19 protein-coding genes are annotated in these 18,771 nt (G+C 69.5%); 7 read left to right on the top strand and 12 right to left on the bottom strand.

Annotated features, from left to right (window positions below; all coding sequences use genetic code 11):
• Nucleotides 1–123 precede the first annotated feature (123 nt).
• Nucleotides 124–939, bottom strand: a complete 816-nt coding sequence (locus M8A51_RS25435) for an NUDIX hydrolase (RefSeq protein ID WP_251781426.1) — start codon at nucleotides 937–939, stop codon at nucleotides 124–126.
• A 171-nt stretch (nucleotides 940–1,110) separates the two neighbouring features.
• Here M8A51_RS25435 and phnC point away from each other — a divergent pair, with 171 nt between their 5' ends.
• The 4 genes from phnC to M8A51_RS25415 are packed head-to-tail and all read left to right on the top strand — an operon-like array spanning nucleotide 1,111 to nucleotide 4,473.
• The gene (gene phnC, locus M8A51_RS25430; protein WP_251781425.1) at nucleotides 1,111–1,950 is read left to right on the top strand and encodes a phosphonate ABC transporter ATP-binding protein; all 840 of its coding nucleotides are present in this window, start codon (nucleotides 1,111–1,113) and stop codon (nucleotides 1,948–1,950) included.
• Between the two features lie 50 nt (nucleotides 1,951–2,000).
• Nucleotides 2,001–2,975, top strand: a complete 975-nt coding sequence (gene phnD, locus M8A51_RS25425) for a phosphonate ABC transporter substrate-binding protein (protein ID WP_251781424.1) — start codon at nucleotides 2,001–2,003, stop codon at nucleotides 2,973–2,975.
• Between the two features lie 33 nt (nucleotides 2,976–3,008).
• Nucleotides 3,009–3,845, top strand: coding sequence for a phosphonate ABC transporter, permease protein PhnE (gene phnE / locus M8A51_RS25420; RefSeq protein ID WP_251781423.1), 837 nt, complete (start codon nucleotides 3,009–3,011; stop codon nucleotides 3,843–3,845).
• Between the two features lie 10 nt (nucleotides 3,846–3,855).
• Nucleotides 3,856–4,473, top strand: coding sequence for an HD domain-containing protein (locus M8A51_RS25415; RefSeq protein WP_251781422.1), 618 nt, complete (start codon nucleotides 3,856–3,858; stop codon nucleotides 4,471–4,473).
• 24 nt (nucleotides 4,474–4,497) lie between these two features.
• Here M8A51_RS25415 and M8A51_RS25410 read toward each other — a convergent pair whose 3' ends face one another.
• The 9 genes from M8A51_RS25410 to phnG all read right to left on the bottom strand — a co-directional run bounded on the left by M8A51_RS25410 (nucleotide 4,498) and on the right by phnG (nucleotide 11,781).
• On the bottom strand, nucleotides 4,498–5,259 hold the full coding sequence (locus M8A51_RS25410; protein ID WP_251781421.1) for a DUF4397 domain-containing protein: 762 nt from the start codon (nucleotides 5,257–5,259) through the stop codon (nucleotides 4,498–4,500).
• A gap of 212 nt (nucleotides 5,260–5,471) precedes the next feature.
• Nucleotides 5,472–6,632, bottom strand: coding sequence for an alpha-D-ribose 1-methylphosphonate 5-triphosphate diphosphatase (locus tag M8A51_RS25405; protein ID WP_251781420.1), 1,161 nt, complete (start codon nucleotides 6,630–6,632; stop codon nucleotides 5,472–5,474).
• Nucleotides 6,629–7,369 carry a phosphonate C-P lyase system protein PhnL gene (gene phnL, locus M8A51_RS25400; RefSeq protein WP_251781419.1) on the bottom strand — a complete coding sequence of 247 codons (741 nt, stop codon included), beginning with the start codon at nucleotides 7,367–7,369 and terminating at the stop codon, nucleotides 6,629–6,631. The genes M8A51_RS25405 and phnL overlap by 4 nt, the downstream gene beginning before the upstream one ends.
• A gap of 8 nt (nucleotides 7,370–7,377) precedes the next feature.
• Nucleotides 7,378–8,166, bottom strand: coding sequence for a phosphonate C-P lyase system protein PhnK (gene phnK, locus M8A51_RS25395; RefSeq protein ID WP_251781418.1), 789 nt, complete (start codon nucleotides 8,164–8,166; stop codon nucleotides 7,378–7,380).
• Entirely contained in the window at nucleotides 8,156–8,608 is a 453-nt protein-coding gene (locus M8A51_RS25390) for a GNAT family N-acetyltransferase (RefSeq protein ID WP_251781417.1), read from the bottom strand. The genes phnK and M8A51_RS25390 overlap by 11 nt, the downstream gene beginning before the upstream one ends.
• Nucleotides 8,605–9,462, bottom strand: a complete 858-nt coding sequence (locus M8A51_RS25385; RefSeq protein ID WP_251781416.1) for an alpha-D-ribose 1-methylphosphonate 5-phosphate C-P-lyase PhnJ — start codon at nucleotides 9,460–9,462, stop codon at nucleotides 8,605–8,607. The genes M8A51_RS25390 and M8A51_RS25385 overlap by 4 nt, the downstream gene beginning before the upstream one ends.
• Nucleotides 9,459–10,592, bottom strand: a complete 1,134-nt coding sequence (locus tag M8A51_RS25380) for a carbon-phosphorus lyase complex subunit PhnI (RefSeq protein ID WP_251781415.1) — start codon at nucleotides 10,590–10,592, stop codon at nucleotides 9,459–9,461. Before M8A51_RS25380 ends, M8A51_RS25385 begins: the two co-directional genes overlap by 4 nt.
• Before the next feature lie 2 nt (nucleotides 10,593–10,594).
• Nucleotides 10,595–11,305 carry a phosphonate C-P lyase system protein PhnH gene (gene phnH, locus M8A51_RS25375; RefSeq protein ID WP_251781414.1) on the bottom strand — a complete coding sequence of 237 codons (711 nt, stop codon included), beginning with the start codon at nucleotides 11,303–11,305 and terminating at the stop codon, nucleotides 10,595–10,597.
• Nucleotides 11,302–11,781, bottom strand: coding sequence for a phosphonate C-P lyase system protein PhnG (gene phnG, locus M8A51_RS25370; protein ID WP_251781413.1), 480 nt, complete (start codon nucleotides 11,779–11,781; stop codon nucleotides 11,302–11,304). The genes phnH and phnG overlap by 4 nt, the downstream gene beginning before the upstream one ends.
• Nucleotides 11,782–11,881: 100 nt before the next feature.
• Between phnG and phnF the strand changes: the two genes are divergently transcribed.
• The 3 genes from phnF to M8A51_RS25355 are packed head-to-tail and all read left to right on the top strand — an operon-like array spanning nucleotide 11,882 to nucleotide 13,969.
• On the top strand, nucleotides 11,882–12,643 hold the full coding sequence (gene phnF, locus M8A51_RS25365) for a phosphonate metabolism transcriptional regulator PhnF (protein ID WP_251781412.1): 762 nt from the start codon (nucleotides 11,882–11,884) through the stop codon (nucleotides 12,641–12,643).
• A 20-nt stretch (nucleotides 12,644–12,663) separates the two neighbouring features.
• Nucleotides 12,664–13,365: a DUF1045 domain-containing protein gene (locus tag M8A51_RS25360; RefSeq protein ID WP_251781411.1), complete on the top strand. Its 702-nt coding sequence runs from the start codon at nucleotides 12,664–12,666 to the stop codon at nucleotides 13,363–13,365.
• On the top strand, nucleotides 13,355–13,969 hold the full coding sequence (locus M8A51_RS25355) for a phosphonate metabolism protein/1,5-bisphosphokinase (PRPP-forming) PhnN (RefSeq protein ID WP_251781410.1): 615 nt from the start codon (nucleotides 13,355–13,357) through the stop codon (nucleotides 13,967–13,969). Before M8A51_RS25360 ends, M8A51_RS25355 begins: the two co-directional genes overlap by 11 nt.
• Nucleotides 13,970–13,972: 3 nt before the next feature.
• Here M8A51_RS25355 and M8A51_RS25350 read toward each other — a convergent pair whose 3' ends face one another.
• A complete protein-coding gene (locus tag M8A51_RS25350; protein ID WP_251781409.1) occupies nucleotides 13,973–16,024 on the bottom strand; it encodes a PEP-CTERM sorting domain-containing protein in 2,052 nt (683 codons plus the stop codon).
• Nucleotides 16,025–16,377: 353 nt separating this feature from the next.
• A complete protein-coding gene (locus M8A51_RS26655) occupies nucleotides 16,378–18,684 on the bottom strand; it encodes a PEP-CTERM sorting domain-containing protein (RefSeq protein ID WP_251781408.1) in 2,307 nt (768 codons plus the stop codon).
• Nucleotides 18,685–18,771 lie beyond the last annotated feature (87 nt).

The following is an 18,771-nucleotide window of genomic DNA, read 5'->3' as shown; positions in this document are numbered from 1 at the left end:
ATCGGGCATTCTTATGGGTGTTCATCCGGGCTCCGGCTTTGGTTAGACAGGGGGTTTGGCGATTCCCAGTCTCTCAAAACCACTCCGGGTGAACACCCGCAACAACCTATTGAAGCTTCACACCTAGGGCAGCAAGCCGCGCCGCTGCAGGAAGTCCAGCGTCACGAGTGCTGCGTCGGTCGTGAATTCAGGGCCGCGCAGCAGCTCCACCACGTCCTCGATCGGCAGCAGCCGGTGCTCCATCACCTCGCCATCCATGGCCCGCGGCTCGAAATCACGCGGCAACTCGAGATCGTAGACGTAGATCACTTCCTGCTGCACGCCCTCGGGGATGTCGCAGTGCAGCCGCACCTGGCTCATGGGGTGTGCCTGCCGGGCCAGTGCTTCCGGAATGCCGGACTCCTCCCAGCATTCGCGCACCAGCGTCGTGAACGGCGACTGCCCATGCGGCACGCCGCCGCCGACCAGGTTGTCGAGCCGGCCCGGGTCGGTGGCCTTGCTCAGCGCGCGGCGTGCGATCCACAGGTGGGACGGGCGACCGAGCGTGTCGCACACATAGCCGTTCAGGTGCGCACCGAAGGTCAGCGTGCCCCAGAAGCGCGACGCCGCGCGCTCGATCAGCGCCAGCGGCACGGCACCGGGCTCCGCGAGCACCGGGTAGATCTCGTCGCGCCAGCCGCGCACCAGCCCCAGCGCGCGTAGCACCGAGTTGGTGGCAGCCAGCGCCGCGCTGCGCTGCGGCTCGGTGCGCAGCCGCTCGAGCATGCGCACGCCGCGCGGACCGATCTGCAGCCACGTCGCGTGCTCGGCCAGCAGGCCGAGGTGGTCGCGCGCGACCGAGCCGACGTGTGCACCGGCGATGAGGAACGGCAGCCGCTTGCCGCTGTGCAGGTCGCGTGCAGCGCGCAGGGCAGGGCAGTCGAACTCGATCGGTGGCATGGGCTGCAGTGTAGGCAGCCGCGCGCCCGCCCGCTGACCCCGGCCGGACGAGCGGAATGCTGGCTGTGCCGGGCGGCCGGCGTGTCATGCAACCGTCATGCAAGGTTCACCGGTCGGTCATGGGTCGTCTAGATGATTCGCCCCAACGACCTGGGGAGACCGACTGTGTCCATGCCTGTGATCGACGTGCGCGACCTGCGCAAGACCTTCGGCACCTGCCTGGCGCTCAAGGGCGTGAACCTCACCGTGCACGACGGCGAGATGGTGGCGCTGCTGGGGGCCTCCGGCTCGGGCAAGTCGACCCTGCTGCGCCACTTGAGCGGGCTGCACCGTGCCGATGCCGGCCCTGGCTCGCGTGTGCAGGTGATGGGCCGCACGGTGCAGGAAGCGGGCCGCTGCGGCGGCGCGGTGCGGGACATCCGTGCCAGCGTCGCGATGATCTTTCAGCAGTTCAATCTGGTCGACCGCCTGCCGGTGATGCACAACGTGCTGGCCGGGGCCTTCCATCGGCTGCCGCTGTGGCGCACGCTGCTGAAGCGCTTTCCGCCACAGGAGTGCGAGGCGGCGCTCGATGCGCTGGAGCGCGTGGGCATTGCCGAACGCGCCTGGCAGCGCGCGTCGACGTTGTCGGGCGGGCAGCAGCAGCGCGCGGCGATCTCGCGCGCCATCGTGCAGCGTGCCCGGCTCATCCTGGCCGACGAACCGATCGCCTCGCTGGACCCGGAATCGAGCCGCAAGGTGATGGAGCTGCTGGCCGAGCTGAACCGCGAGCGCGGTGTCACCGTCGTCGTGTCCCTGCACCAGGTGGACCACGCCTTCGCGTACTGCCCGCGCACCGTGGCGCTGCGGCATGGCGAGGTGGTCTACGACGGCCCGACCGCTTCGCTGACGCGCGAACGCCTGAAGCACCTGTACGGCACGCAGAGCGACGAGCTGTTCGAGCGTGCCGTCGCGACGCCTGCCGCGGTAACGCCGGTCGTGTTGCCGCGGCCCGCGCTGCAGGCGGCATGACGCCCGCGCTGCGGCCTGTCTCTACCGTCCGTCTCGTCCAAGGAGTTCCCATGAACCGTCGCCTGTTCGCTCATCTCGCCGTCGCCGCCGGCCTGGCCTTCGCCACGGCCGTGCACGCCCAGTCGAAGGAAGTCACCTTCGGCATCATTTCCACCGAGTCGTCTGCGAACCTGAAGACGGCCTGGCAGCCGCTGCTGGAGGACATGCGGCGCGCCACCGGGCTGGAGATCACCGCCTTCTTCGCGCCCGACTATGCCGGCGTCATCGAGGGCATGCGCTTCAACAAGGTCGACGTCGCGTGGATGGGCAACAAGTCCGGCATGGAAGCCGTCGACCGCGCCGGCGGCGAAGTGTTCGCCAAGGTCACGCAGGCCGACGGCGCTGCCGGCTACTGGAGCGTGATGGTGGTGCGCAAGGACAGCCCGCACAAGACACTCGACGACGTGCTAGCGCACCGCGCCGAGCTGACGCTGGGCTTCGGCGACCCCAACTCCACCTCGGGCTCGCTGGTGCCGGGCTACTACGCTTTCGCCGAGAACAAGGTCGACCCGGTGAAGGACTTCAAGCGCACCGTGCGCGCCAATCACGAGACCAATATGCTGGCGGTCGCCAACGGGCAGGTCGACGTGGCGACGGTCTCCAGCGACGGCCTCGACCGCATGCAGATGAAGCAGCCCCACAAGCGTGCCGAGTTGCGTGAAGTGTGGCGCTCGCCGCTGATCCCGAGCGACCCGATGCTGTGGCGCAAGAGCCTCGATGCCGAGGCGAAGCAGAAGATCCGCGCGTTCCTGCTGGGCTACGGCAAGGATGCGCGCGAGCAGGGCATCCTCAAGACACTCACCTTCGCCGGTTTCGTCGCCTCGGACGACACGCAACTGGTGCCGATCCGCCAGCTGGAGCTGGTGCGCCAGCGTGCCAAGGTCGAGAGCGACACCACGCTGTCGGCGGACGAGCGCCAGAAGAAGCTGCGCGAGATCGACCAGCAGCTGGCGCAACTGCAGAAGCTCGTCGCGAGCGCAAAGTAAGCCTTGCACCGCCTGCTGTTGCCGAAGTCGATGATGAACGCACGCACGCTCGAGTCGGCCGGTGCGGCCGTCCCCGGCCGCCGCGACACGGCCCCGGTGCTGCCCGCAGCTGCCCCGAAGACGTCGTTGGGAACGCTGCTGCTGTGGGCGCTGCTGCTGGCGGTGCTGGCCGGCTCATGGAAGGGGGCGGACCTGCGCCCGCTCGACCTGTGGCGCGACGCCGGCAACATGGCGGAGTACCTGAAAGGCTTCTTCCCGCCCAGCTTTCGCGACTGGCAGCACTACGCAGCCGAGCTGCTGGTGACCTTGCAGATCGCCCTCTGGGGCACGGCGCTGGCGATTCTCTGCGCGGTGCCGCTGGGGCTGCTGGCGTCGAGCAACATCACGCCGTGGTGGGTCTACCAGCCGGTGCGGCGCCTGCTGGACGGTTGCCGTGCGATCAACGAGATGGTGTTTGCGCTGCTGTTCGTCGTCGCGGTCGGGCTGGGGCCCTTCGCCGGCGTGCTGGCGCTGTGGGTGCACACCACCGGCACGCTCGCCAAGCTGTTCTCGGAGGCGGTCGAAGCGATCGACCCGCAGCCGGTCGAGGGCATCCGCGCCACCGGCGCACGGCCGATCGAGGAGATCGTCTACGGCGTGGTCCCGCAGGTGATGCCGCTGTGGATCTCGTACTCGCTGTACCGCTTCGAGGCCAATGTGCGCTCGGCCTCGGTCGTCGGCATGGTCGGCGCCGGCGGCATCGGCATGGTGTTGTGGGATGTCATCCGCGGCTTCCAGTACGCCGAGACGGCAGCGGTGCTGCTGATGCTGGTCATCACCGTGACGGTGATCGACGTGGCTTCATCGGCACTGCGCAAGCGCTTGATCTGAAGGGCATCCGATGGACTGCTTTTTCGACGAAGACGATCGCCTGCTGCAAAGCATCGAGGCGCTCTACACCGCCCGCGGGCAGCGCCTGTACAGCGGCCGCCACGCCGAGCGCGTGACCGCGCTCGAGCATGCGCTGCAGTGCGCGCAGCTGGCCGAATGGGCCGACGCGGACGAGCCACTGGTGGCGGCGGCCTTCCTGCACGACCTGGGCCATCTGCTGATCGACGAGCCGGTGCCCGGCGACCAGGACGACCGTCATGAAGAGTGTGCGCTCGACCTGTTGTGCGCCGACTTCGGCGCGGCGGTGACCGGGCCGATCCGGCTGCACGTGGCGGCCAAGCGCTACCTGTGCGCGCGCGAGCCGGGCTACCAGAGCGGACTGTCGGCGGCGTCGGCGCACACGCTGTCGTTGCAGGGCGGCCCGATGACGCCCGTCGAGGCTGCTGCATTCGAGGCGCTGCCGCACGCGATGGAAGCGGTGCAGCTGCGCCGCTGGGACGACCTCGCGAAGGTGCCGGGCAAGCCGACACCGCCGCTGGCCTACTACCTTGGCGTGCTGCAGGGCGTGATGCAGGCGAGCCGCCGGCCGGCGGCTCGCGTGGGGGGCAAACCGATCAGCGCCGTGTGAGCGCGGGGTTCCCTGGGCCGGCCGTCAGAGCTGGTCGGTCAGCAGGTTGCCGTTGCGACGCTCGGGCAGCGCGACGATGGCGAGATCGCCGTCGTTCGGGATGACCACCAGCGCCACCACCGAGCGGCTCGGGAACGTCACGTTGGCCGACCGGTACAGCGGCGTCTTGCTGTCGGTTGCGGTGAGGTGAACGCGGTAGGTGCCCGAATCGAGCGTCACCGGGGCGTTCATCGACGCATTGCTGTCGTAGGCCAGGCCCTCCACGTTGGGCGTCAGCGCCGTCAGGTCAGTGACGTTGGTGGCGGTCACGTAGACGTCCAGCGCGCCGGCCGTCGAGGCGGCCTGGAACACCCTCAGCCGCGTACGGCCCGACGCCGGCTCGGCGCTGTTCTCGTCGATGAACAGCAGCTTGGCGGTGGTCGGCCCGTACACCAAAGCGGTGGTGTAGGTTTCGAGCTCGAAATCCTTGGTGCCGGAGACCTCGCCGACGGGGCTGGTGCTGGCCATGCGCACCGTGTGCACGCCCTCATCGACAGTGCGGATCGCGCTGATCTCGCCGCCGTTGTTCAGGCCGGTCAGCACTGCCTGCGAGCCGCCGTCCAGGTAGACGCTCATCGAGGTGTATTCGAGCGTGCCGTTGACGAAGCGCAGGTTGGGCAGATCTTCGTCGCCCTCAGAGCCGCCGCCGCAGCCGGTGAGCGCTGCGCCAGCCAGGCCCAGCGCCGAGAGCGTCATGGCGCGCCGGAGGATGTCGGGGCGGTCGGTGGAACGTTTCTTGTCGGACATGTGCGGTTTCCTCGCCGAAGTGAGACCGTGTCCCGCGCTGAGGCGTGACCCGGCGGTTGGATGTTGGATCGAACGCGGATTGTTGCCGAGTCGGGCCGCTTGTGGTGCACCGTCCCCGCAACAAGGGACGCCGGCCGTACCCGGCGCGCCACACACGGGAACCCGGAAAAACATAGCCACCCATGCAAGTGGTGTGCGGGAATAAAACCCTTTCAGCAGACCCGCTGCCCGCCCCGCCACACGCAGCACACCACCGGGCGAGCGTTCACCTCGCGCACGCGGATCACGTCGCCCAGCCGCCCGGGGGCGATCTCGCCGCGGTCGTGCAGCCCGGTCGCCTGCGCCGGGTTGCGGCTGACGACGTTGACGGCTTCGCTGAGCGTGAAACCGCCTTGCTGGTGCAGGCACCATGCCGCGTGGATCAGGCTGGCCGGCACGTAGTCGGACGACAGCACGTCCAGCACGCCGGCTCGAGCCAGGTCGAGCGCCGCGACGTTGCCTGAGTGCGAGCCGCCGCGCACGACGTTGGGCGCCCCGGCGATGGTCGCCAGGCCGACGGCCTTGGCGTGCTGCGCGGCCGCCATCGTGGTCGGGAACTCGCTCATCGCGGCGCCCAGCGCCACCGCCTCGTCGACGTGCGCCAGCGTGGTGTCGTCGTGCGTCGCGAGCGCCACGCCTTGCTCGTGCGCGAACTCGACGAACCAGCGCCGGTTCGGTTCGGCGTGGTCGGCCTGCCGGCGCGGTGCGAGACGCAGTTCTTCCTCGAACTTCTGCAGGCTCCAGCCCTTCTTGCCGGTGTAGTAGATGCGGGCATGCTCGATGTCGTTCCACTGCCGCTGGCCCGGCGTGTGGTCCATCAGCGACAGCAGCTTCAGCCGCGGGTGGCGGGCAAACGGCTCGAACAGCTCGCGCGCGTTGGGCGCCGGCAGCTCGCAGCGGATGTGCACGTAGTGGCGCGTGCGCAGCACGCCGGCGTCCTCGAGCAGGTCGATCACCTGCAGGATGCTGCTCTGGTCCTTCGCGCGAAAGCCGTCGTCGTACGGGTCGCCTACGCCGATCGCGTCGAACACGGTGGTGATGCCCGCCGCGGCGATCTCGGCGTCGTGCGACTGCACGGCCGACTGCGCCGGGAAGAACACGCGCGGGCGGGGCATCACGTGGCGTTCCAGGTTGTCGGTGTGCACCTCGACCAACCCGGGCAGCAGGTGGTCGCCTTCGAGGTCGATGGCACCGGGCACGGCCGTGGCGCCGGCGTCGATGCCGGCGATGCGCCCGTCGCGCAGCTGCACGCTGCCGTGCACCACTTCGTGCGCGAGCACGATGCGGGCGTTGCTGAGGACCAGCTCGTTGTGGTTCATGGTGATTCCGTTCATGCGAAGCCGACCTGCCGCGTCGCGACAGTGTCGCGCACCTCCTCGTCATGGAAGATGCCGACCACCGCGGCCCCGCGCGCCTTGGCTTCGGCGATCAATTGCACCACGATGCGCCGGTTCGCGGCATCCAGCGAAGCGGTGGGTTCGTCCAGCAGCAGCACCGGCGTCGGCTTGACGAAGCCGCGTGCGATGTTGACGCGCTGCTGCTCGCCCCCCGAGAACGTGGCCGGCGGCAGTTCCCACAGCGCCGACGGCAGGTTCAGCCGCGCCAACAGCGTGCATGCCTGCTCGCGGGCCGCTGCGGCCTGTTGCGCGTAGCGCGCATCGTCGAGGGCGTCCGTGCCGTCCGGCGGCAGGTCTTCCAGCAGCCGTTCGGCCACCACGTCGAGCGCGCCCACGCGCGGCACTGCGCGCAGGAACTGGCTGACATAGCTGATGCCCCGGCGTCGCCAGTGCAGCACCTGGCGCGGCGAGGCCGACGCCAGGTCGACGCTGTCATGGCCGGCCCGCAGCACCACGCGGCCCTGCTCGCAACCGTAGCTGCCGTACAGGCATTTCATCAACGTCGACTTGCCCTGTCCGGAGGCGCCCACCAGCGCGACGCACTCGCCGGGGTACACCTCCATCTCGAAGCCCTGCAGCACCGGCAGCCGCTGCGAGCCGCGCAGGTGCAGCGTGAAGGTCTTGCTCAAGGCCCGCACTTCGATGGCGGGCAGGATGTTGCGATCGTGCTTCATGCGGCTTTTCAAGGTGAGACGACCGAGGAGACGAGCAGCTGGGTGTATTCGTGCTGCGGGTCGTCCAGCACCCGGTCGGTCAGCCCCTGCTCGACGATGCGGCCGTGGCGCATCACCATCGTGCGGTGCGCCAGCAGCCGCGCGACGCCCAGGTCGTGCGTGACGATGATCGCGGCCAGGTGCATGCGAGCGACCAGCAGCCGGATCAGATCGAGCAGGCGCGCCTGCACCGAGACGTCCAGCCCGGACGTCGGTTCGTCCATCAGCACCAGGCGCGGCCGCGTAACGAGGTTGCGCGCGATCTGCAGACGCTGGCGCATGCCGCCCGAGAATTCGCGCGGCAGGTCGTCGACGCGGGTCGCGTCGAGTTCGACACGCTCCATCCAGTGGGTGGCCTGGGCACGCAAGTGGCCGAAATGCCGCGAACCCAGCCCCATCAACCGCTCGCCGATGTTGGCACCGGCACTGACGTTCATGCGCAGCCCATCGGCGGCATGCTGTTCGACGTAACCCCATTCGGTGCGCGCCAGCAGGCGGCGCTCGGCCTCGGCGATGCGGTGCACATCGACCCATACGCCGTCGGCACGGCGGTATTCCACCGTGCCGTGCGCAGGCTGCAAGCGGCCGGCGAGGCCGCCGAGCAGTGTCGACTTGCCGGAGCCGGACTCGCCGACGACGGCGAGCACTTCGCCGGGGTGCAGCTGGAAGCTCGCATCGCGCACGGCCCATGCCGCGCCGAAACGGTGGCTCACGCCGGCAACGCGCAGCAGAGGCTGGCTGGTGGGGTCATTGCTCATCGAGGTTCACCCGGAAGCTGATGCCGTGCGGCTGGAAGCCGAGGCGTTCGTAAAAGGCATGGGCGCTCTGGCGCCGGGCGTTGGACGACAGCGCGAGCTTGTAGCAGCCTTTGGCGCGTGCCTGCTCGATGGCATGGCCGATCAGGCGGCGGCCGACACCCCGGCCCTGGCACCTCGGGTGCACCGCCACGTCCTCGACCAGGGCCGACGGCGCGCAGCGGTGCGCCAGGTTGTCCATCACGGCCAGCGCCAGCGTGCCGACGGGCTCGCCGTCGAGTTCGGCGAGCCAGACGCGGTAGTCGGGGTGGCTCTGCATGCGCTCGAAGGTCGCGCGCGCCAGTCGGAGGTCGGCGCTGCCGGGCGGGTCGATGGCAGCGGCTTCGTACAGCGCCAGCACGGCCGGCACGTCGTCGAGCGTGGCGGTGCGGAAACTGAGCTTCATCCCCGCTGCTCCCGGCACCAGTCCGTGTCCGAGCAGGTCCACAGGGTCCTGGCGCCCTCCGTCACCACCTCGTCCAGATAGCTCGTCGTGCAGCCGCACAGCGCGCAGGCGTGGCCGGGGTGCTCGACTGCGAACGGGTGGTCCTCGAAGTCCAGGCTCTGCACCTCGGTGTACGGCGGCACTGCATAGAGGCGTTTCTCGCGGCCGGCGCCGAACAGTTGCAGCGCGGGCATGCGGTCCATCTTCGGGTTGTCGAACTTCGGGATCGGCGATGGCGCCATCACGTAGCGGCGGTTGACCAGCACCGGGTAGTCGTACGTGGTCTCGATGCGGCCCCAGTGCGCGATGTCCTCGTACAGCTTGACGTTCATCAGCCCGTACTCGCGGTGCGCGTGCAGCTTCAGCGTCTCGCCGCGGCGCGGCTCCAGCTTGTACAGCGGCTCGGGCTGCGGCACCTGGTAGACCAGTGTCTGTGCTTCGGTGAGCGGCGCCTCGGGGATGCGGTGGCGGGTCTGGATCAGCGTCGCCTCGCGCGTGCGCCAGGTGGTCGCGACGCCGGTGGTGCGCGCAAAAAAGCGGCGGATGTTGACCGCGTTGGTGGTGTCGTCCGAGCCCTGGTCGATGACCTTCAGCACATCGGTGCGGCCGATGATCGCCGCCGTCACCTGGATGCCGCCGGTGCCCCAGCCGTAGGCCAGCGGCATCTCGCGCGAGCCGAACGGCACCTGATGGCCGGGAATGGCGACGGCCTTCAGGATCGCGCGACGGATCATCCGCTTGGTGCGCTCGTCGAGGTAAGCGAAGTTGTAGCCGATCAGCGGCGTCGCGGCGTCGGGCAGGTCATGGAGGTTCATTTGGCGCAGACTTCCTTGGTCGAGGGTTCGACGGAACGGGGCGGCACCGTGGTGCGTGCGTCCCATGCCTCGCGCAGCGCGCGGATCAGCTGCAGCTCGCTCTCGAAGGTGACGTAGTGCGGCAGCTTCAGGTGCTGCACGAAACCCGAGGCCTCGACGTTGTCCGAGTGCGGCAGCACGAACTCCTGGTCCTGCGAGGGGCTGGTGCGGTCCTCGCCGAACTCGTCGGCGCGCATCACGCGATCGACCAGCGACACCGCCATCGTCTTGCGTTCGCTGCGGCCGAACGCGAGGCCGTAGCCGCGCGTGAACTGCGGCGCCACGTCCGCGCTGCCGGTGAACTGGTTGATCATCTGGCACTCGGTCAGCTCGACCTCGCCGATCTCGATCGGAAAACCCAGTTCGTCGGGAACGATTTCCACCGGCACGTGGCCGACACGGACCTCGCCGGCGAAGGGGTGGGTGTTCGCATAACCGCGCTGCGTCGAGTAGGCCATGCCCAGCACCCAACCCTCGTCGCCACGGGCCAGCATCTGCAGGCGAGCCGTGCGCGGCAACGGGTAGCTCGGCGGCACGCGTGTGATGTCCGGCGGTTCGGGGTCGCCGGCGCTCGGCCGCTGTGGCTCGATCAGGCCTTCGGCCGCCAGCGCGGCGAGCGCGCTCGGCATGGCGTCCGGCACCGGCGCGCCGGACGCCGCCTGGATGACGGCGTGGCCGGCGTCGGGGCACAGCAACCCGAAGTCCAGCAGCCGCTGCGTGTAGTCGTGCGTGGCGCCGAGCACCTGCCCGCCGGGCACGTCCTTGAACACCGCGCAGATGCGGCGGCTCGCGCGCATGCGGGCAGTGTCGAGCGGCTCGCCGTAGCCGAAGCGCGGCAGCGTGCTGCGGTAGGCTCGCAGCAGGAACACCGCTTCGATCGCATCGCCTTGGGCCTGTTTCAGGGCCAGCGCTGCCAGCTCCGGGTCGTGCAGCGAGGCCTCGGCCATCACGCGGTCCACCAGCAGGCGCATCTGCTGCTGCAGCTGCCCGACCTGCAGCTCGGGCACCGCCGGGTCGCCCCGGCGTGCCGCGTCGAGCAGCCGGTACGAGGCTTCGATCGCGCGTTCCCCCCCCTTCACGGCAACGTACATCGTCAGTTCCCTTCCATGGCGAGCAGCGGCTCGACCTGTGTCGAGCGCGGCACGGCGGCGACGCGTTCGCCGCAGGTGAAGACCACATCGACCCCCCGCGGAAACCGCGTCTGCAAGGCCTGGCGCGCACGCCAGAACGCGAGGCCGAGGCCGCCCACCGCGAGGCGGTGCGCGTGCTGCACGCCGGGGCCGGTCAGCCGCACCCACGGCGTCGCGTCCGCGGCCTCGCGGTCGAGCGGGCCGGTGGTGCGGCCGTCCGCGTCTTCTTCCTGCGCGGCGAGCAGCGGCGTGTCGATGACCAGCGTGGCACCGTCCTGCGGCACCTCGTCGCTGCCGTGGGGCAGCTCGCGCAGTGCCCGCTCAGGAGCGTCGCTGGCGGGCAGGAAGGCGAATTGCGCCCGGCGCAGGTCGTCGACCGAGACGAGCCCCGTGTGGAAGCGGCCGAACGCATGGATGTGTGCGGCTCCGGCGCCGAAGGCCGGGCTGATCCACACGCGTGTGTCGGCATCGCACAACGTCAGCAGCAGGGCCGCCATCGCGGGACTGATGGCAGGCGGGAACTGCAGCTGATGCGCAGTCGCGGATTCGAGGCGGTGCACGCGACCCGGCCGCGCCATGGCGTCGAGCAGGCCACGGAAGCTGGTCTGCGTGCCGTGCACCGCGTCGGCGAAACCGAGCGGCAGGTTGGCCAGCGCCGGGGCGGCAGTGTTCATGGATTCAGCTCCGCTTGCAGGGTATAGAACTGGACGCGGCTGGACGCCGCGGCGGCCTGCTCCGTACGGTGGCGCTGGCGGGCCAGCGCGGCCAGAGGCTCGACGACGCGGTGCATCACGTCGGCGTGCGAGGCGCCGGCTTGCAGCAAGGCATCGAGGCAGGCCACCCAGCGCGCCCGCTCGGCATCGCGGCCGAGCACGTAGCCGACGCCGGCCGTGCTGCCGCCTTCGGGATGGGCGACGCGCACCACGCACCGCGTGACCGTCGCCTCACCCAGGTTGAAGCGGTCGCCGGTGTTGCCGATGCGGCCGCGCAGCATCACCAGGCCGGTTTCGGGCGGGCGCAGCCAGTCGAAGCGCTGCGCTTCGGCAATCGGCGCGGCGAGCCGCCGCAGCTCGTCGGTCGTCGCGTGCGCCAGCACGGCGAGCCAGGCGCGCCGGGGTGTCGTGTCGTCGATCGGTGCAGTGCTTGACATGAGCTTGTCATCTAGACGTCTCTAAGATGTTGCCCAGTGTCCGGGGGGTTGATGACAGTTTGTTGAAGCACTCCGACATGTCCCAACCAGGAAAGCCGTCATGTTCAACGATCCGTCGCCGCCCGATGCCGCCGTCACCGATGTGCCGGCGCGCCGGTGGGAAACCATTGCGCGCGCGCTGCGCGAGGACATCGCCGCGGGCCGCATCCTGCCCGGCGAGCGCCTGCCCAACGAGACGGCGCTCGCCGAGCGCTTTGCCGTTCATCGTCACACGCTGCGACAGGCGGTGCGCTCGCTCGCCGAGAGTGGGTACGTGCGTGTCGTGCACGGCCGCGGCACTTTCGTGCGCGAGCTGGTGCTCGACTACGCGCTGCAGCGCCGCACGCGGCTGACGCAGAACCTCGCCGACGGCGGCGAGCAAGCCCGGCGCGAACTGCGTGGCGCCGAGGTGCAGGAAGCGGGTACATGGGCGCAGCCGCTGCGCATCGCGGCGAAAGACCGTGTCGAGGTGCTGCGCACCCGTGCCGTCGTGCGAGGACGCCCGATCGGCGTCAGCACCAGCGTGTTCCCGGCGGTGCGCTTTGCGGGCATTGCGCAGGCTTTCGGCCGCACGCGTTCGATCACCGCGTCGTTGCGCGAATTCGGCGTGGACGACTACACGCGCCAGCGCAGCGTGGTCTCGTGTCGCATGCCGACGCACGAGGAAGCCGACGCACTGGCGCGGCCGGTGAATGCGCCGGTGCTGCTGGTCGATTACGTCAACGTCGACGGCCATGGCGTGCCGGTCGAGGCTGGTACCACGCTGTTCGCGGCCGACGCGGTGCAGTTGAGCGTGTCTCCCGAGGACTTTCAACCCGAATGACAGGCGGATCGACGCGGATGATGGGTACGACGACCACCGTGCACCGCTATGCGGTCTACTTCGCTCCTGCGGCCAATCACCCGTTGTGGGAGACCGGTTGCCGGTGGCTGCAGCGCGACCCGTTGTCGCCTGACACCGGCTGGCCCGAGCCGGCACGACCTCACATCAGCGAGCCGCGCCGCTACGGCTTCCACGCGACACTGAAGCCGCCGTTCCGGCTGCGCGAGCCTTGGTCGGAGACGGCCCTGCTGGGGGCGGTGGCCCGGCTTGCCAGCCGAACCCCGGCGTTCGACATGCCGGTGCTCGACGTGGCATGGCTCGGGCGCTTTCTCGCCTTGCGGCCGGCGCAGGCGCTCGGGGCCGACCACCCGCTGCAGCGCCTGGCCGACGCGTGCGTGATCGATCTCGATACCTTTCGGGCACCGCCGACCGATGAAGAGCGTGCGAGGCGCCATTCATTGACGCTGACGCCGCAGCAGCAGGCGCTGCTCGAGGCTCACGGCTACCCCTACGTGTTGAGCGAGTGGCGCTTTCACATGACGCTGACCGACCCGCTCGACGCGTTGCCGGGCGAGCCGCGTGACGCCCTCTTGGAGCGGGCACGCGAGCATTTCGGCGAGGCCCTCGGCGTGCCTATGCGTTGCGATGCACTGTGCCTGTTCGTCGAGCCCGCACCCGGCAGGCCGTTCCGTTTGGCGACGAGGTTCGAACTTGCACGCTGACGCATCGCTGCCCGATGGCGGCGGCCGCCTCCTGTACGTGGTCGGTCCCTCGGGCGCGGGCAAGGATACGGTGCTGCGAGCCTGGCGAGACGGGTTGCCACCGCATGCCCCGGTGGCGTTTGCGCAGCGCATCATCACACGCCGGTCCTCCCGGCACCCGCACGCCGAACAGCACGAGGCCGTGGACGAGGTGCAGATGGAGCGGCTGCTCGTCCAGGGGCTGCTGGCGTTGCACTGGCGTGCCAACGGCTTGCACTACGGCGTTCGGCGCACCTTGCTGGCGCCTATGGAGCGCGGGCAGTGGCTGGTGCTCAACGGATCTCGCGGGCAGCTGCAGGCGCTGCGGCGTCTGGCGCCACGGGCGAGGGTGGTGCTGGTGACAGCGTCTTCCCCGACGCTTGCTGCCCGACTGGCCTTGCGAGGCCGCGAGTCCGCGTCCGAGATCGAGCGACGCTTGCTGCGCGCGGCCGCGCTCGGCGAATCTGTCGCAGCGGACTGCGTGATCCGCAACGAAGGCCGTGTCGAGGAGGCCGCCGAGCGATTGCACGCATGGTGGCAATCGCTGGCGTCTCCTGCCCTCACCGCCGGCATCGAACGCTGTTGAAGGTCAGTCGCCCGGCCTTGCAGCGCCGGGTCGACGGCGGCGACCCACGTACCCCAGCAGACCGAGACCGATGGCCATCAGCAGGTAGGTTTCAGGCTCCGGCACGGCCGCCACGTTGAGTTCGACATAGGTCGCGCCATACACCGCCGAAAGCACATAACGCGACGGATCGAGGTTGCTGGCGATGGAGGCGAAACGGCCGCTGACGCCCCCGTCCGCGGTGAGGAAGCGGAAGCTGCCGAGCGGCGCCGCGCCGGGCCCGAACTCCGCCCACAACTGCCCGCCGAGCATCGCAGCGTCGGCCAGGCTCAGCGTGTCGAAGTGCTCGGAGCCCAGCAGGTCCAGGTGCAGCATCCCCGTGCCGCCGAGCGCCAGTGCGCCGCCGCTCAGTACGCCGTCACCGACCTCGCCTTCGAGGCCCGCGCCGAGCGTGCCGCTGAAGAAGCTGAAGCTTTCCGCGTCGAGCCGCCCGCCGATCCAGGCCGCTCCGCCGTCATTCGTGTAGCGGTCGGCGACATCCAGCAGGCTGCCGGCGCCGACGCTGAGCGCGCCGGCGTTGTAGAACGGCATGCCGGTCCCGAGCTGCGCGCCGTTGAGCAGGACCAGCGAACCCTTGTTCCAGATGAGTTCGTCCAACGCCTCGTAGTCGCTGCCCAGGTGCGCGACCCGCAGGCCGGCTCCGGGCCCATCGAGCACGATATGGCCGCCGTTGGTACGGATCTTCGCGTCGGCCAGGCGCGGTGCGTCGGCGGCCCGGGGCGTCAGCACGATGACGCCGTTGCGCATGACGTAGCGGCCGCCGGTCAGCATGTGGCTCCTCGGATAAGTGGCCTGGTCGAGCTGCAACTGTTGCAGCGCCCCGTGCACCACCAACCTGGCACCGTCGGCTTCCAGCGTGCCGCGGTTGTCGACGGCTCCGGCCAGCGTCAACGTGCCGGCCCCACGGTTTGTCACCAGCCCGGTGTTGACGAAAGGAGCCAGCACCGTGGTGTCGCCGGCCCCCGTCTTGAGGTAGGTGCCGTGGTTGTCGAAGCGCGCGATGTCGATGTATTGCGGCATGCGCACGCCGGTCCACGGGTCGCGGTGGTCGTGGTTGTCCAGGAAACGACCGGCGGTGTCGACGGTGATGCGGCCGCCGCCGACGAGGGCATAGTCCCCGGCCCAGTCGACGTCGCCCTGGAAGACGAAGGGGTTCTCGACACGCTTCTCGCGCACGAAGCTCGAGCTTTGCCCGTCCTGGTATTCGTGGTAGGTGTAGCCGTACAGGCGCGTCGCGCCGTGCACCGTGACCGACGAGACCTCCAGCTTCCCCGAGCCCCACTCGAGCGCGTCCAGCGTGACGTGGCGGGCACGCAGCAGGCTGAAGGTGGGCAGGACATCGGAGGGGACGGGCTGGTCGACGAGCAGGCTGCCGATGCGCAGATCGTCGAGGAGGTCGAGGACGGCGCCGTCGACCAGCTCGACCCGGCCCGAGCCGGACAAGGTGGCGCCGCCACTGAAGCGGGCGTAGTTGCCGGAGAAACTCACCACGCCCTCGTTGCGGATGCCGACGCCGGTGAAGCTGTCGCCGGGCGAAGACCCGCCCCACGGATCAGGGCCGGAAGCCCCGGAGAACGCCAAGTGCCCGCCTCGGTCGACCGTCCAGGCGCCGGAACTCTCCAGCACGGAGCTGAGAGCCATGCCCAGCCCGAACACCGCATTCCGCTCGACGTGTACGTGGCCCGAGTGGACCGATGTCGCGTTGAAGCGGGGCATGAAGACTTCCATTTGCGCGCCTTCGCGCACGTACAGCTGGCCGGAGTTCCTCCAGCCGTTGCTGGCGGCGCCGAGGCCGAAGCTGACGGCACCGGCCGTCACGTCATATTCGCCGCGATTGTCGAAACCCCAGGCCCAGGTATAGCCCCGCCCACCATCGCCCGTCTTGACGTAGCGGCCTTCATTGACGAAGTCGATGTACTCGTCGCTGTAGGACCATCCGACCGGAACGTCGTCGACCCAGGTTTCGCCGGGCGCGATGTAGGCGGGGGGCGGGTCGGCGGTGGCGACCGGCGGCATGCACGCGAAAGCAGCGGCTGCCAGGAGATGAAGCTGAGGGGGCCTGAAGGAACTGGGGCGCATGTGTGTCTCCCTGCTCGCTCCCGGAGTGCCAGGACGCGAGCGGGGAGCGAATACGCAGGCGGCCTGCAAGGCTCGTCGCGGACGGTTTCGTCGGGCCGTTCACGCGCCTTGCCTTCGCGAGCCTGATCCGGTTTTGCTCGATCGGGTGCTCCGGAATGCAAGCAATCGTTAAGTGCCGGAGGGCAACGCCAGCCTCGATCGCCGTGGTGTCGCGCTGCGCGATTTCCCTGCCGCACGGCCCCGTTGTTGCGTCCTGATACCTGCCGTCGTGGGCCGCTTGCGCGTCTTCCTCAGGTCGCGCGTCTGCGACGACCGACGGCCCCGACCACGACGAGCCCGAGCGCCATCAGCGCATAGGTTTCCGGCTCCGGCACCGCGGCGATCTGGAGCTCCACGTGGTCGTCGCCATAGAGCGCGATCAGGCGATAGCGGGAGGCATCCAGGTTGCTCGTGATGCTGTCGAAGCTGCCCTGGATGCCGGACGCCGTGAGGATGCGGTAGGTCTGCGACAGATCGCCAAACGGCAGCTCCTGGCCGAAATCGATATCGAGATGGCCGTCCAGGCGGGCCAGGCCGTCGATGGCGATCCGGTCCATCCAGTCGATGTTCATGATGTCGAGATACAGTGCCGCGCCGCCAAAACTGATCGTACCGGCCACCAACTCGGCCAAGCCGACGCTCCCGCGCAAGCCCACGCCGAAGCTGCCGGCCTCGAAGCGCAGGTTGTCGGCCTGCAGAAGGCCGTCGATCCAGCTTGCGGCGCCGATATCGTCCTGCACGTAGTCGCCGTCCACCGTGAGCCGAGCCAGGGCCGGCTCGCCGAAGTCAGACTGCAAGCCGAGCACCACCTGTCCGGCGTTGACGAAACCGCCGCCGACCTGAGCCTGCGCGTTGAGCAGTTCGAGGCGACCCTCGTTGCGCCACGGCGCGTTCGGTGACTCGATCTCGATGCGTCCCCATTGCGCCGACAACGTGCCCCGGTTGACCAGCGGGCCGCGAAACGTCAACGTGCCCCCGTCGGTGTTCACCGTGCCGGTGTTGTCGAACGGGGCGTGGACCACCAGGTCGCCGTTGGCATTGAAGCGGCCGGCGTTGCGCACGCGCGCGAGCTCGATCGCGCGACCGCTCCGTGCGGGCTGGACGTCGAACGTCGCGCCGGCCGCGATCCGCAGGGCGCCGGCACCGTACAGGTCTCGTCCGTCCTCCCACAGACCGGCGCCGAGCAGCACCAGCTCGGTGTCGAGGCGTTTGCCCTGGCGCCCGGCGGCGTCGATGGCATCTCCGCTCAGTTGCGCATACCGGCTCACCGTGATCGGGCCACCGGCCGACAAGCTGCCGTGGCCCCACACCAGGTCCTGAACGTCGAGGCTGCCGGCGATCTTCACGTGCCCCGCCGAGTCGGCGCCCGCACCGATGCGCAGGGAGCCCAGCGCGAGCGGCTGGGCGTACTCGAACACGCCCTGCCCGGTGACGGCCAGATGCCCCGGGCCATCCAGCGCCGCGTCCGGTCCGACGCGCATGCGCACGCCGTGGATGGTCAGCTGTCCCTGATTGGTGATGCGGCCGCTGGTGACGTCGACGGTGGACATCGCCGTCTGTGCGGGGCTGCCCTGGAAGGTGAGCGACGCATTGCTGTCGATGCGCCAATCGCCGCTGCTGTTCAGCGCGGCATCCTCCAGCTCGAAGCTCATCGATCCGGCGTGCACCAGCGCCTGCCCGCGGTGGGCAGCGGTCGCACCCAGCAACTGCACCTGCAGCGAGCCTCCGGATGTCTGCAACGTGCCCTCGTTGGTCCACAAGCTCGGCTCGACGCCGCTGTCGTAGTCGCCTTCCACGAACAGGCCGATGCGCATCTTCAATGCGCCCTCTTGTACGTCCACCGTGCCGGTGTTGCGGAAGTCGGTGCTGCGCATGGTCTGCAGTGTCGAATCGCCCACGCCGGTCTTGGTGTAGCGGCCTTCCACCAGGTATTCCCCATCCAATCCCAGCGACCAGGCGTGGCCGGTTGGGCCGGCGTGGTCGTCGAAGTGCGCGTTGGCGCCGACCTGCAGCAGGCCGCGGGAGTCGATGATGCCTGTGCCGTCCCACCGGGTATTGCCGAGGAAGGTGAACGAGGCGCCGGAGCGGCTCGACACGCCGGTGATATGGGCGTCGCCCTCGACGATCACGTAGCCGTTGCCGCTGGACGGCGAATAGCCGCCGAAGCCCCCGCCGCTCCAGTGGAAGCTGCCGACGGTGAGCCAGGGCAGCACGAACCCACCCGCCTCCATCCGCAGGCTGCCCAGGCGCGAGTCGAGGTCCATCTCCATGCCGATGCCGCCGCCGGCCAGCGTCAACGTGCCCGTACCGGTCAAGCGGCCGATGCCATGGTTGCCGTAGCGCAGGACGGTGTCGTGGCTGCCGAGGTCGACCCATTTTTCGCCGCCCGGGTAGAAGTAAGGCGACGGCGGGAAGTCCGCATCCCAGTTCTGCGCCAGGTCCCAGAACGCCTGGTCGGGGCCCGCGCCGCCGGTCCACGAGACGTCGGGGCCGGCGCTGCTGGCGGGCAGCGGCGCACAGGCGAGCCAGGCGGCGGTTGCCAAGGTGGACGCAGCCACGGACGGTGTGCAGCGGACGGGTCGTGAACAAAAATGGGGCATGACAACTTCCTCCTGAGGGGTTGTAGGTGATCGATCAGGTGGCCC

It is taken from the genome of Caldimonas mangrovi (assembly GCF_023721835.1).
GTDB classification, from domain to species: domain Bacteria; phylum Pseudomonadota; class Gammaproteobacteria; order Burkholderiales; family Burkholderiaceae_C; genus Caldimonas; species Caldimonas mangrovi.
The sequence above is the reverse complement of the archived record's forward strand: the minus strand, read 5'-3'. Positions and strand labels throughout refer to the sequence as shown.